The sequence below is a fragment of the Paenibacillus sp. FSL R7-0340 genome (assembly GCF_038002205.1).
GTDB lineage: Bacteria > Bacillota > Bacilli > Paenibacillales > Paenibacillaceae > Paenibacillus > Paenibacillus polymyxa_B.
On record NZ_JBBOBY010000001.1, the window covers coordinates 1,047,081 to 1,061,312 of the forward strand.

12 protein-coding genes are annotated in these 14,232 nt (G+C 46.9%); 8 read left to right on the forward strand and 4 right to left on the reverse strand.

Features of this window, described 5'->3' with window-relative positions; all coding sequences use genetic code 11:
- Positions 1–120 precede the first annotated feature (120 nt).
- Entirely contained in the window at positions 121–1,296 is a 1,176-nt protein-coding gene (locus tag MKX59_RS04545; protein ID WP_023990395.1) for an alanyl-tRNA editing protein, read from the forward strand.
- A 12-nt stretch (positions 1,297–1,308) separates the two neighbouring features.
- Here the strand turns inward: MKX59_RS04545 and MKX59_RS04550 are convergent, their stop codons facing one another.
- On the reverse strand, positions 1,309–2,010 hold the full coding sequence (locus MKX59_RS04550; RefSeq protein ID WP_023990394.1) for a YoaK family protein: 702 nt from the start codon (positions 2,008–2,010) through the stop codon (positions 1,309–1,311).
- A gap of 194 nt (positions 2,011–2,204) precedes the next feature.
- Entirely contained in the window at positions 2,205–2,723 is a 519-nt protein-coding gene (locus tag MKX59_RS04555; protein WP_023990393.1) for a DJ-1/PfpI family protein, read from the reverse strand.
- Between the two features lie 149 nt (positions 2,724–2,872).
- Between MKX59_RS04555 and MKX59_RS04560 the strand changes: the two genes are divergently transcribed.
- The gene (locus MKX59_RS04560) at positions 2,873–3,265 is read left to right on the forward strand and encodes a winged helix-turn-helix transcriptional regulator (RefSeq protein ID WP_013312050.1); all 393 of its coding nucleotides are present in this window, start codon (positions 2,873–2,875) and stop codon (positions 3,263–3,265) included.
- A 169-nt stretch (positions 3,266–3,434) separates the two neighbouring features.
- On the opposite strand, the gene MKX59_RS04565 is transcribed toward MKX59_RS04560, so the two are convergent.
- A complete protein-coding gene (locus tag MKX59_RS04565) occupies positions 3,435–3,770 on the reverse strand; it encodes a winged helix-turn-helix transcriptional regulator (RefSeq protein WP_023990392.1) in 336 nt (111 codons plus the stop codon).
- Between the two features lie 268 nt (positions 3,771–4,038).
- Here MKX59_RS04565 and MKX59_RS04570 point away from each other — a divergent pair, with 268 nt between their 5' ends.
- The 5 genes from MKX59_RS04570 (at position 4,039) to MKX59_RS04590 (ending at position 12,543) form a co-directional block, all read left to right on the forward strand.
- On the forward strand, positions 4,039–5,145 hold the full coding sequence (locus tag MKX59_RS04570; RefSeq protein ID WP_340857699.1) for an FAD-dependent monooxygenase: 1,107 nt from the start codon (positions 4,039–4,041) through the stop codon (positions 5,143–5,145).
- A 68-nt stretch (positions 5,146–5,213) separates the two neighbouring features.
- Positions 5,214–5,978, forward strand: coding sequence for a GTP cyclohydrolase II (locus MKX59_RS04575; protein ID WP_025722502.1), 765 nt, complete (start codon positions 5,214–5,216; stop codon positions 5,976–5,978).
- Positions 5,975–7,075 (forward strand): bifunctional diaminohydroxyphosphoribosylaminopyrimidine deaminase/5-amino-6-(5-phosphoribosylamino)uracil reductase RibD, encoded by a 1,101-nt coding sequence (gene ribD, locus MKX59_RS04580; RefSeq protein WP_023990389.1) that lies wholly within the window; start codon positions 5,975–5,977, stop codon positions 7,073–7,075. Before MKX59_RS04575 ends, ribD begins: the two co-directional genes overlap by 4 nt.
- Before the next feature lie 597 nt (positions 7,076–7,672).
- Positions 7,673–10,591 carry a glycosyl hydrolase gene (locus tag MKX59_RS04585; RefSeq protein ID WP_340857701.1) on the forward strand — a complete coding sequence of 973 codons (2,919 nt, stop codon included), beginning with the start codon at positions 7,673–7,675 and terminating at the stop codon, positions 10,589–10,591.
- 833 nt (positions 10,592–11,424) lie between these two features.
- A complete protein-coding gene (locus MKX59_RS04590) occupies positions 11,425–12,543 on the forward strand; it encodes a slipin family protein (protein WP_023990388.1) in 1,119 nt (372 codons plus the stop codon).
- Positions 12,544–12,603: 60 nt separating this feature from the next.
- On the opposite strand, the gene MKX59_RS04595 is transcribed toward MKX59_RS04590, so the two are convergent.
- The gene (locus tag MKX59_RS04595) at positions 12,604–13,017 is read right to left on the reverse strand and encodes a chemotaxis protein CheW (protein WP_023990387.1); all 414 of its coding nucleotides are present in this window, start codon (positions 13,015–13,017) and stop codon (positions 12,604–12,606) included.
- Between the two features lie 275 nt (positions 13,018–13,292).
- On the opposite strand from MKX59_RS04595, the gene MKX59_RS04600 reads away from it, so the two are divergent.
- Positions 13,293–14,228: a sugar-binding transcriptional regulator gene (locus MKX59_RS04600; RefSeq protein WP_023990386.1), complete on the forward strand. Its 936-nt coding sequence runs from the start codon at positions 13,293–13,295 to the stop codon at positions 14,226–14,228.
- Positions 14,229–14,232: the final 4 nt, after the last annotated feature.

The following is a 14,232-nucleotide window of genomic DNA, read 5'->3' on the forward strand; positions in this document are numbered from 1 at the left end:
TCTTTCTACAGTTGTTCGTGCCATGGTTCAAGCTTTTCCCTACATTGATATTTACAATGAAGTGCTTGATAATAAGTGGATATCGTACGAGACAAAGAACCTAAAAGTGAGGAATCTGGAATGACGACAAAATTATACTACACTGCTCCAAATCTTACGGAGTGGGACACTCATATTACACAGAGCATGGAAAGAGACGGAAAATATTTGGTTATGCTGGAGGAAACGGCCTTTTATCCGCATGGCGGAGGCCAGCCTTGTGATACAGGAACAATTCAGGGCGTCCGTGTATTAGATGTTGTTCTCGAGGATGGGGATATTTGGCATCAGGTAGAGCATTTGCCGGAGGATAGGAAAGTAGCCTGCCAATTGGATTGGGAGCGCAGATTTGATCATATGCAGCAGCATAGCGGGCAGCATTTGCTGTCAGCGGTTTGTCTGGAGTTGTTGGGTGCGCGTACTGAAAGCTTTCATCTGGGACAAGAATATGCCACGATTGATGTGAACTGTTCGGATGTAACACCTGCGCAGCTATCGGCAATCGAACAGGAAGTAAATCAGCAAATCTATAGTAATCGCAACATAAAAAGTTTTTTTGTAACCAGTGAGCAATTGAAGGATATTCCGCTGGTGAAAACGCCCAAAGTGACGGAAAATATTCGGATTGTCGAGATCGAGGGCATTGAATATAATGCTTGCGGCGGTACACATGTAGCTCAGACCGGGGAAATTGGAATGATTAAATGCTTGAAATGGGAAAAGCAAAAAGGGATGGCGAGAATCCATTTCAAATGTGGTGCTCGCGCACTCCAGGACTTTAATGAGAGTGTTCGGATTTTGGACGTGTTATCTACGAAGTTCAATACTGGACGAAAGGATATTTTGACTCGATTCGAAAAGTGGGAGCAGGAGCATAAGCAGCTCAAGGCGCAAGTGGAGTTCTTGCAAGAGGAAAATGCATCGTACCAGGCGAAAGAGTTGCTGTCTGCTGTACAGGGGCATGTTCTTGCTCATGTATTTGAACAAAAATCCATTCAGGAGATGCAGCAATTGGCTGCCAAGCTGACCGCTGAGCATGATCTGCTTGTTTTATTTGCCACAACAGCCGAAAACAAAATCATTCTGGCACATAATGGTACCCATTCCATTAGCTGCGGAGCGTATTTAAAGGAAAATCTGGGCGCGTTTCAGGGCAAAGGGGGCGGTAGCAACCAATCTGCGCAGGCAGCATTTTCGTCCCGCAATGACCTCTTGAATTTCTTCGAAACGGCCCAGCGGCAGTTCATTCAGGGCTGATGTAATGGAGGATTAGTGACGAAGCGGCAGCTTCCACTTTTCCTCTTCTGTAAATAAAATAAAAGAAAAAATAAGTGCAACAACAGCGCCCCAAACGGCTTTATCCCCAATCGTCAAAGTCAGAAATCCCCCGAGCAAGGCTCCTACCAAGAAGGCAGCCAGGATGACACCATAACGCATCGCTCGAATGGCAGCGTTCGTGTCCTTGGTCGTTACAGCGACATACACAGCCTCGATAGCTGATCGAAGGTTACCGGTGCTGACCGTGGAGGTGTACGGCACATCAATGAGCTTGCGGAAGGAAGTCATTTGCACGGAAGCGACGAATGAGACGATCACCACTACTACCGTATTGGGAACTCCTTGCGGAATCAATCCCACGATGAAAAAAATCGCGATTTCCAGTAAAAGAATTGCGCGGGTCCAGTCTGGAGTTAAACGGTGGGTTGATTTGCGTTTAATCCCTTCAGCAACAAAAACCCCCAGTGAAAAGGCGATCAGAGGCGGGATATAGGATAATGCCTGAATCCAGTGCCCCTGAATGACTTTAACAGCCAGCAGCACGATATTGCCTGTCTGTGCGTTGGCGAAAACACCGCCTCTTCCAACAAAGGTATATGTGTCCAAAAAGCCCCCTACTAATGATAGTAAGGCGCCCAGTCGCAACGATTCGGACGTTACCTGATGTAAATGGATTTTGCCTTTCATAAACACGGCATATAAGCCTCCTATACTAAACGTCGATTCTTTAAAGCTAACACGAAAATCCAGGACCATACAATTAAATTAATCACTTAAGCATGAAAATGGCACAAAGAAGCCGCATCGGGTCCCATACAAAAGAAAGGACGCGATGCGGCTTTTTGGAGTGCTGTTTAAAGTGCCCACCTAGAACCTCAAAGATGTGCTTATTGCAGGGCTTTGACAAGTGCTGCGCCGAAGTCCTGTGCACCATCTGGACCGTCGGCTGTAATAATGTCACTATGCGCAACGACATGCTGTGCCACATATTCGGCTTGATGCGATTGGAGCAGGTCCTTTTGTACATCCACAGGATAACATGTAGCCGTTCTGCCGGAGAGCAGTCCAGTTTGAGCCACGGCTACAGAACCTGCGCAGATGCCAGCCAATAGTTTCTTTTGCTCATGAGTTTGTTTCAGCAGAGCTTGGAGATCCGCGTTATTCCAAAGATAGTCATTCGTTCCTGATCCGCCGATCACAGATACCACATCATAATCAGCCAGCACAGCGTCAGTAAAAACAAGATCAGCTGTCGCTTTACCGTTGTAGTCACCTATGATTTCGCCTGTTTTTGTACTAGCTAGCGTCACAGTAACACCTGCTTGCTCCAGTGCTTCCTTTGGTTTAAACAATTCATCCTCATTAAAGCGCTCTGGGGGTATAATAAAAAGAGCTTTTTTACTCATACTTCATTCCTCCTTGAATGTGAAACGATATCTACTATTGTAGGATGGCATCGTCAGGCTGTGAAGAATGCACTTTCAAGTACGGAGGTTACCTGTAGGTTACTATTAGAGTGCAAGACCATGATGATTTAGAAGGAGTTAATTGATATATGTCCGATACGCTAAGAGAAGAAATACGGGAGAAGATCGTCAACGGAGACTATAACTGCGAAAAGGAACTGACCCTTTCGGTCTTAAGCGGAAAGTGGAAGGTCGTCATTTTATGGCATCTGGGTGTAGAAGGGGCGCACCGTTTCAGTGACCTGCAAAGGCTGTTTCCGAAGCTGTCGCATAAAGTGCTGACCAATCAGCTGCGGGAGTTGATGGAGGACGGTATTGTGCACCGGGAAGTGTATCCCGAGGTACCTCCAAAGGTGGAGTATTCGATGACCGAGCTGGGGATGACGATTTTACCCATTGTGGAGATGATGTATGACTGGGGGAAAAAACGGGTGCAATCCATCCGTGAGGAAATGCAACGCAGCGGTGAGGGAAACGTTTAAATAATGGAATCGATATGTAGGTGAATCAATAAAGTTCCTTATATGAAAAATAGAACGCCTTGCACTATGAGTACAAATTGTACTTAGAGCAAAGGCGTTCTTTGGCATGTTAGCAGTCTGTGTGTTTTTATCATGTTAGTTTAGGAAAAATAGCTGTAGCCCATATGGATCATTGCTTTTCAAGTGCTGGTAGAACCTCAATCCAGCGTGTAGCCCAAGTACCGATATGGTCAAACAAAGGAGCTAAATCGCGTCCCTTATCTGTAAGAGAGTATTCAATCCGTACAGGCTTCTCAGGATAAACCATACGTTGTATGATTCCTTCTTCCTCCAGCTCTTTTAGACGGTCGGAAAGGACCTTTCCACTTAAATTAGGGATTGAATTCTCAATAGCGACGAAACGTTGCGGACCATTAGTTAGTTGAAATACGATCAACACCGTCCAACGCTTACTCAGTAGCTCCATAGCTTTTTCAAACCGTGGGCACATCTGCGGAATGTTCATGTGATCACCTCATGCTCCTATTATTAACGATCCACTGTTAAAAGTAAATGATTTTACTTTACATAAATTTATTACTTGACGAAATGGTGTGATATAAATATACTTTGTTACATAAAGTAACTTGTTGGCTTTGATACGGAGCTTGAGATATGAATACTTAAAATTTGAACTTAATTTGATATTATTTTTGATATTATTAATGATGTAATTAAATGAACAGATACGAACTAATCGTTATGGTGATGGTTTGGGCGTAGGGGGAAGTCAGATGAAGTTGGAATGTGAAGTGTGCGTAGTTGGAGGGGGACCCGCAGGAACTTTGTTGTCCTGTCTACTGGCGGCGCAGGGTGTATCCACGATATTGATTGAGCGACAGAGCATAGCGGGAAAGGCTTTCCGCGGTGAAATCTTGAATGATGAGGGTCAGGAAGTGATCCAAAAGCATAAGCTGCTCGAACAAATTCATAAGGACTATGTTCTTGCCTCTACAAGAATCGAATATTGGGAGCATCAGCAGCAAGTGAAGACGGTCAAGCCAGCATCAGTAGATGGTAATGTGGGGGTTCATATTCCACAGCCTCGATTTTTGGAGGCTCTGCTCAAGCAGGCGTCAACCTACGGGTCCTTCCGTTACCTGGCGGGTACAACTGTGACTACCTTGGAAGGTAACAGCGAGCAGGGGTACACGGGCTTGGCCGCCCGCGATAAGAACGGTCATGAGATCACGATTGACAGTTCGATGATTGTAGGGGCAGACGGTCGCTATTCGACTGTGCGCAAGCTGGCGCAGATGCCTGTGACAAACATTCGACACGGCTATGATCTGCTATGGGCGAAAATCACGGCACCTGCTGGGTGGGAGCCCGTCACTCGTCTGGCACGGGTCAACGGAGGGCAGTTGGCTTTATTCTCGCAGGCTGAGGGCTATATTCAAATTGGCTGGAATGTGGAGGAAGGTAGCTTTCCAACCCTGTTTAAGCAATCCTTTGAACCCTTTATACAACTGCTTACCGAGGCTTTTCCGGATTTGAAGCATAGTGTGCATGATCACATTCGTTCATGGAAGGACTTCGTACCGTTGGATATTTTCAGCAGTCGCAGTGACACCTGGGCGCAGAACGGGCTGGTCCTTATTGGAGATGCGGCGCATACCATGACACCTACCGGAGCTTTTGGCTTGAATGCAGCGTTAAAGGATGCCGATGTGCTAGCTAGTGAGCTTCTTCGTTTACGACAGAAGAGCTATACCGCAGGAGACCTAAAGGCGTTCGAAGACGGACGACGACAGGCTGTCACCGAGCTTCAGGAACGGCAGCTGACGATGGAATCCACGTTTCATGAACATTTCTTACAAGCCGATAATCAAAGGATATAAATCCTGACAACAACATGAATTACCGGAATTTTCATATATAGAGTTTATATAAAGGATGGTGCAGAGAGATGAACCAAAAAGATGTAGCTACGCTACTTAACGATAAAATTCAAACCGTTCGCGGAGAGCAATCTTCGACGATTTTAGTAGGACCGATCAAGCTGCCAGTTAATATGGAAGGAGAAACGGTTGTTTTTCAGTGGTACTGCTGGTTGCCTGTACGGGATGAGGAAGATCGCCAGGACTTACTGAATGCCACCGCTGAGACGATTGTGAAGCGATTGTCCACACTGGATTTGGCAGAGGGACAACAGTCAAGCGTTTTGGTGTATGGCGATCTTCAACAGTCGGAAAATGCATTAGTTCGCATGCATAGTATTTGCCATACTGGAGATATTTTTGGTAGCAAGCGTTGTGATTGCGGATTTCAACTCCACCAGTCCATGAAAATGATTGTGGAACATGGAACGGGTGCATTGTTCTATCTGGCTAACCATGAAGGCCGCGGAATCGGTTTGTTTAGTAAAGCAATGGCTTATATTCTGCAGGAAGAAGGCATGGATACTGTAGAAGCCAACCATCAATTGGGTTTTGAAGATGATACACGCAACTATGCGGATGCCATTAGTGTGCTCCGTCACCTGAGACAAAAACCAGTAACCCTGATCACAAATAATCCCAAAAAACTGGATGCCTTGAAGAAATCGGGTATGAATGTGGCGGGTCGCATGCCGCTCTGGGGCGATGTGTCGCAATATAATGAACGGTATTTGAATACAAAAGTGGAACGATCCGGCCATTTGCGGGATTCCGATCTCAGGGAGGTTCTATGACCACTCACGAAAAATATATGCGCCTGGCACTGGAAAATGCCAGAAGTGCTAAAGGGCAAACAGAACCGAATCCGCTCGTCGGATCAGTCATTGTCAACAACGGTCGTATCGTTGGGATCGGCGCTCACCTGAAGCCCGGCGAGCCACATGCCGAGATTCATGCGTTGCGTATGGCGGGTGAACACGCTCAGGGAGCGACAATTTACGTAACGCTGGAGCCGTGTTCCCATCACGGTCGGACAGGCCCGTGCGCGGAAGCCATTGTGAAGGCAGGCATTCGTCGAGTGGTGATTGCAGCGCTGGACCCGAACCCGCTGGTTTCCGGCAGAGGGGTACAGATTTTGAAAGATGCGGGCATTGAGGTCATTGTCGGAGTATGTGAGCAGGAATCCATCCGCATGAATGAAGTGTTCAATCAATATATTGTGAGCAAGCGTCCTTTTATTACGATCAAATCGGCAGTAACACTGGACGGTAAAATTGCAACCCGGACCTCGGAAAGCAAATGGATTACATCTGAGGCTGCACGGGAGGATGTGCATCGTCTTCGTAACGAGCATGTGGGAATCCTGGTCGGTGTACAGACGGTGATTCACGATAATCCTCAGCTTACGACTCGTCTACCAGAAGGACGGAATCCGATTCGTATCATTTTGGATAGCAAGCTTCGAATTCCATTGGATGCCCGTGTCATTACAGATGGGGAGGCGCCTACCTGGATATTCACAGGACGCGCTTATGATGAAGGCAAGCGTAGCCAGTTGGAACAGCTAGGTGTAAAGATATTTCTGACTCAGGATGAAAACAGCGATCGGGTTAACCTGCCGCAAATGCTGGATATTCTGGGGGCAGCGGAGGTGTCATCAGTGTTCGTAGAAGGCGGAGCCGAGGTGAACGCTTCCTTCGTGCAGCAAGGGCTGGCAGACAAGCTGGTGCTGTACATGGCACCAAAGCTGGTTGGAGGACGCGCAGCCCCGGGATTTCTCGGGGGAGAGGGCGTGTCTGCGATGAGCGATGCGGTGGCATTGCATGATTTGAGCGTGACACAGGTTGGTGTAGACTGGAAACTAGAAGGGTATTTTGAGCGGGAAAAATGAGTGTTGTTTGCGGGGGAGAAGGTACTCCACTAAGGGGTTGATCTTCCGATCGCTGTTGCAGTGGGATTCTTCGGATTGTATAAGACATTTAAAGGTAAGAATCCCACTGCAAAGGCGAACGCTTACGCTTCTCCAGATTCAACCCCTTCGCTCCGCTACTGCCCACCGCAAAGTCACTCATTTTTTCGAAATGGTGTGGAGCATGGGAAAGGCAAAAGGACTTAAATACTCAAAAGCTCAAAAGCTCAAAAGCTTATATACTTAAAAGAACAGAGAATCTGAAGGGCTAAAAGGCCTGGAGGATTCTTTTTTTATATACTAAACGTTTATTAGGGTGAATGATTAATGGGATGAATAACTCATAGGGTAAATGTCTAATGGGGTGAATTCGAGATAACATAATTACACATGCTTGGGTTTTTCGTCCTGGTTTCTCATGTATTTTTAGAGACTTTCGCCTCGTTTAGTTAGAATATAGAAATAAAAGGATTGACCTGGAAATTGAGATCAAGCACAATGAAGTTGAAATCAACTTGGAAGAGAAGGGAAAAGCCTTGCAGTGAAAGGGATTATAGAATTCAAAGGAGGATGTAGGTTGTGAAAAAAACGTTATTATGCTTGTTAAGTGCCAGTCTGATATTTTTAGCTGCACCAGTTTCTACTAAAGCCTTTTCGGGTGAGGTCACACAAGGCGCTGGCTCATATTCAACCACACTACCTGCCGGAGCAGCAACACCGCAAAACGAGATTTACAAAACAGCGAATGTAAACAGCCCAATGCCTACCAATGACTGGTGGAGCAGCCTCGCCTGGGTACCGTACTCCGAGGCTCAATATCCGCATCCCCTTGCCTTGAAAAATCAGCAAAACGGTTTACGCATCTTTAACCCGAGTGGGAAAATTACGGTAAATCCGGGATACATCGCAGGTTGGATGGATGATGTGAACGATTTTTCCGTCGGTCATTCTGTAAGCGCTTCATTTCCTGATGCCAAGGTGGACGGTTTCAGCGACTGGTTTGTCAAATCATTATTTCAAAGCGGCAGCAATAAAATGAGTGCTACCTATGGACACGGCTCCCCCTATGTTTTTTTTGAGTTTGGCGGTGGCAATCCCAAGCTTTCATTTAATGGGGTGCCAGAGGTTTGGTCTGGGTCAGCTAGTTCCCCTGTGCTTGGCATTACGGTTAATGGCTCACACTATGGTCTGTTTGGTCCTTCCGGCAGCACCTGGTCTGGCCTCGGAACGAGTACTCTGATCAATCAATTGAACGGGAAAAACTATTTTACAGTGGCCGCTTTGCCTGACAAAACAACCGCGACATTGGACAAATTTCAGCAATACGCCTATTCTTTCGTTACAAACTCCAAAGCACAGTACAGCTATAACGAAGCCTCTTCCGAAGTGACGACCACCTTTACTGTTGCGACAACAGCGAAGGAAGGCACGCAAAGCGGTACTATTTTTGCCTTATACCCGCATCAGTGGAAAAATTCATCACAACCCCTGCTAGGCTATACGTACAATTCTGTACGCGGTCTGATGAAAACAGCAGAAGGTGCTTCTTTTCAAACGAAAATGAAGTTTACAGGGGTACTGCCTTCCCTGCCCGACTTGGGGTCCTACGATAAAAATACGCTCAACAGTTATATAGACGAAGCGAAAGCGGAAGTCTACTCCGGCGATAGAGACACGTACTGGACTGGAAAACGTCTGGGCAAGCTAGCAGTGCTGGCGCCGATTGCCGACCAGGCTGGCAATACCGCAGCAGCGACCCAGTTCCGCAATGAGATCAAAAGCAGGCTGCAGGACTGGTTTAAGGCCAGTGACAGCTCGGGTAATCTGAAAAGCTCCAGTCTATTTGTGTATAACAACAATTGGGGGACACTGATCGGTTATCCCGACAGCTTTGGCAGTGCGGTAGAATTAAATGACCATCACTTCCATTATGGATACTTTATCAAGGCCGCGGCCGAAATTGCACGTGTGGACAAGAGCTGGGCATCCAATTCCCAATGGGGGCAGATGGTACAGTTGCTCATTCGTGACATCGCCAATACCGACAGGTCTGATTCGAAATTTCCGTATTTGCGTAATTTTGATCCCTATGCCGGGCATACCTGGGCTTCCGGCCATGCCAAATTTGGTGATGGCAACAACAATGAATCCTCCTCGGAAGCGATGAATGCTTGGGCAGGTCTTATTTTATGGGGCGAGGCGACGGGAAATACTCAAACTCGTGATCTGGGCATCTATCTATACACAACGGAAATGAATGCGATTAACGAATACTGGTTTGATGTGCATGGCACAAACACCCCTGCAGGGATGCAAAGCGCGACGGCAAGCATGATCTGGGGTGGTAAAACCGTAGGGAATGCAACATGGTGGACCAATAATGCCGCAGAGGTTCATGGTATCAACTGGCTACCGATCACCTCGGCTTCCTTGTATCTGACGCAGTATTCAGATTATGCAGCTAAAAATTATAACGATCTGCTGCGAAAAAGCGGTGGGAATTTCAGTCCATGGGAAGATATTGTGTATATGTACAGAGCGATCTCGGATCCGTCCGATGCCAAGGCCAAATTCAGTGCACGCGTAGCGGCCATGACACCGGAAGCGGGGAATTCCAAGGCGAATGCCTACCACTGGATCTACAATTTGGATGCTTTAGGCAACATCGACCGCAGCATCACTGCTAATTCACCTATTTATGCCGTATTTCATAAAAACGGTGTAAAAACTTATGTGGCCTACAATTTTACAAACCAAGTCAAAACAGTAACCTTCTCAGATGGGCACAGTATTACCGTGCAGCCGAATAGCTTTAATACCGGAAATGGAAGCGGCGGTGGCAATCCGCAACCTGATACGGAGGCTCCGTCCATCCCGGCGAATGTTCGAGCTACGACCAAAACGGCTTCGGTAGTCACTCTGGAGTGGGATGCAGCTACAGACAATGTTGGCGTTACGGGTTATATCGTTTATAAGAACGGGGCTCAGGCCGCAGAGATAAGCGGTACTTCCGCTTCAATTACAGGGCTGAATGCAGCTTCCACTTACAGCTTTACCGTTAAGGCTCGCGATGCAGCTGGTAACCTATCTGCAGCAAGCAATGCGGTAGGGGTAACGACAGACCCAGCATCTGGCGGTAATGAGGGTGGTGGAGAAACGGAGGATTATAAAGTAGGAGCTCGCTTTGTCAGCGATCATGAAGCATTGCTTCAATTTACACCCAAAACAGCCTCGGTCTATGTTGACGTGCATTATACTTTAACGGGTGGACAACAGCTCAATTACCGAATGACAAACAACGGCGGTGTCTGGGAGCAGCGGGTTACAGACCTCGATATCGGGAAGGCTGTCAGCTATTGGTTTACCTATGAAAAGGCGGGATTGCAATACGAGACCCCTTCATTCAGCTATACACACCAGCAGACTGCTTCTACAACGACAGACGTTCCACAACTTCCGTTACCGAGCGTTGATCCCGTTTTCGAAAAAACATCCTAGTGGATCAGGCCTAAGATACGAACGCGACAGTTAACTATAGAAAGAAAGACACAAGGGAAGCACATACGCTTCTCCTGTGTCTTTTTTGTTTTTTTATAGGGTCGTAATACTTTCGCCATGTTCGTGAGTTCCAGGTTGCGCGATAATGATAAAGGCTGATACAGGAAGATATTACCGAGGCGTGGATTTCCAAAGGTCCCGCAGTGCCTGCCCTGATGGGGTCAGGTATCCTGTAATTCTGATGTATCCACCAACATTAGGGTTCAATTCCCAATCGCCTTCCACGCGACTTCTGGTAGAGTATTCGAATGATCGAATAAAAACAATGAAAAGACCCGGATAAGAGCATCCCATGTCTGGTCTCGATGACAGGTACCGGGGCGATGGCTATGCGGCCAGCGGATACCGGAGAGAGCAAGCGCCGACAGGGTTCGAGGCTTCGGGGATACAGATTCACAATCGATGTTGGGCTGATGAATTCCATCCCTAGAACACGGAAACAGGCGGTATCTTTCTTTTTCCTTAAGCTTGACCCCGTCGTCCACACCGAAGGGGTGCTCTGCAAGGGTCACTAACCCTACTACAACAAATAAAAATAAAAAATCCTCATTTTAAAAGTGTGTTGATTTTAAGGCGGGCAGCAGCGGAGCGGACCATTTGAATCTGAAGAAGCGAAGCGTTCGCCTTTGCCACTGAATTTAACCCTTTAACGGGTTTATCCATTCTAAAAATTCAGTGGCAACAGCGATCGGAAGATCAAATGGACCGTGGAGCCGCCACACGCGGAAATGTACATTTTTAAGTTGAGGATTTTAAATACTAGGAGTGATACGATGTTTAAGAAGATAACGATTAAATCTGATGAGCGCGGGCTGCTGTTCAAAAAAGGAAGCTACCACAAGTTGTTGCACCCAGGAACTTACCTATTGAAGACATTTCAGCAGGAAGCAGTTGAAATTTTGAATGTAGCCGAACCTTTTTTTGTACCTGATCATGATATTCGTTTGTTTTTGACAGATCCCCTATTGCTTGAGCAATTGAATGTCATTGATGTAGAAGACCATGAATATGTGTTGCATTATGAGGATAATCGATTTGTGGAGCTGCTAACGGCTGGGAAATATGCTTTTTGGAACATGCTCAAGAAACATCGTTTTGTTCGTGCAGATACTCGGCAGCCTGCGATTGATAAGGCATTGGGGCAAGCATTCTTGTCCAAGACACCGGGCTTCTGGAAGGCACTTCAGGTGGGCAGCTATGAATTGGGATTTTTGTATTACGATAATGTGTTGCAGGGTGAGCTAAAACCGGGCAAATATTATTTCTGGATGTCCACAGTGAATACAGAGATCAAAACGATAGATATGCGACAACAGCAGATGGACCTGATGGGACAGGAAATCATGACAGAGGACAAAATCACGCTGCGCCTCAACTTCGTCTGTCAGTACCGTATCATCGACCCGTTGCGGGCGTTGGAATTCCGGGCATACGAGGAACAAATGTACATTATGCTTCAACTGCTGCTGCGCGAATATGTTGGCACGATGAAGCTGGATGATTTGCTGAAAATGAAGCAGGAGATTGCGGAATATGTTTTGACTCGACTGAATGAGCAGAGCGGCGAATATGGAGTGACTTTTACGTCAGCAGGGGTGAAGGATATTATTTTGCCGGGGGATATCAAGGATATTCTGAATACCGTGCTGTTGGCAGAGAAGAAGGCACAGGCCAACCTCATCACACGACGTGAAGAGACGGCATCCACTCGTAGTCTGCTCAATACGGCCAAGCTGATGGACGAGAATGCCACCCTCTTTCGTCTTAAAGAACTGGAATTCATGGAAAAAATCTGCGAGAAGATTGGCACGATTTCGCTGACTGGCGGAAATACGTTGCTGGAGCAGCTGAACACACTGGTTCACATGAAAGAGGGGCAGGGACTCCAATAACTGAAAATACTCCCAAACGGTGAGTGCAAGCCGGCTCAAGGTTCGGGAGTATTTTGCGTTTTAGTTCGTCTTGGTGGATGCAAGAAAAGCGTCCATATCGATCACCGGAATGAGGGTACCCTGATGCTCCATCACAGTAGGGAACAACTCGCGCTGCCACTCTTCCTCATTGCTTTGTAGCTGACTGTCCTCGGCAGAAGCCGTGTCCTCCACCTGATCGACAAGCAGAGCAATCTTCGCACGGCTGAGCAAAATCATTTTGTCCTCGGCGGAATCGCTTGATGCAGGAAGAAACAGCTTTTTGCGTAAATTAAGGATCGTAAATACGTTGCCGCGAATAGTCACCATTCCTTCATGCCACGCCTCGGAAAAGGGAAGCGGCGTTCCTTTTTTGGCATTCATGACTTCTTCTACTTCCACAAAGTTTAACGCGAACTTTTTGTCCGCCAGACTGCACACAATAAATTCAGACATAGCAATTCTCCTTACATATTCAGATAAGCCATCACAGGTTGTGAATGAGCGGTAAAATGGGTTAACTATTGCGTTTTGACAGATGGAACGATAAAGTTGAGGATGCGGTAAAGTAGTTGTAGTTAATCACAGAATATCACAAACGAGCAGTTAAATCTTCCAAATTAACAACTATACGGCCAAGGCGTGGCTTCAAGTTTCCCTTCATATATAATGTTTGGGACTAAAGCTGTGTCCGCTGGCACTACATTTTAAGATAAGCGGGTTGAGGTAGAATGGATCATGAAAAGCAGCGATTAAGTATCGAGGCAGCCAGATTATACTATCTAAACGACTACAGTCAGCAAGATATCGCGGTCAGACTCGGGGTTTCGCGTCCTACGGTATCGCGGTTACTGCAGGCTGCCAAGGAACAGGGATACGTGCGGATCAGTATTGTGGACCCGATGGAGGATATGGACGCGCTCGGAGAGCAGGTGAAGAAGAAGTACGGACTGGATACCGTGTTAGTCTGTTATTCGCCGTTAAATGAATATCAGGAGATTAAGAAGCATATCAGCAAAAAAGCAGCCGATTATTTGCATGAAACGGTACAGGATGCTGATATTATTGGAGTGACATGGGGAACAACGATGCATGCCGTAGCGCTTCATCTCCAGCAAAAGCAGGTCAAGGGTGTTGAGGTGGTTCAGCTCAAAGGAGGCGTGAGCCATTCGCATGTCAACACATATGCCGTGGAAACCGTGAATTTGTTCGCAGAAGCCTTTCATACCATAGCACGGTATTTGCCGCTGCCTGTGATTTTCGACAGTCACGCCGTTAAGAAAATGGTCGAGGAGGATCGGCATATCCAGCGTATCATTGAACTTGGCAAGCAGGCGAACATCGCTGTGTTTACGGTGGGTACGGTCAAGGAGGATGCATTGCTGTTCCGATTGGGCTATTTTAACGGAGAAGAGCAGAAGCTACTGCAAAGAATCGGCAAGGGCGATATTTGCTCGCGCTTTTTTGACGCTGAGGGCAACATATGCAGTCAGGAAATCAATAGCCGTACCGTCGGGATTGATTTGCCTGATTTGCGAAAGAAGGAGAAGTCCATTCTCGTCGCTGGAGGCCAGCGTAAAGTGGAGGCCATTCGGGCATCGCTGCGTGGCAAGTATGCGAATATCTTGGTGACAGATCAGTTTACGGCACAAGCACTTTTACAATAGAGCA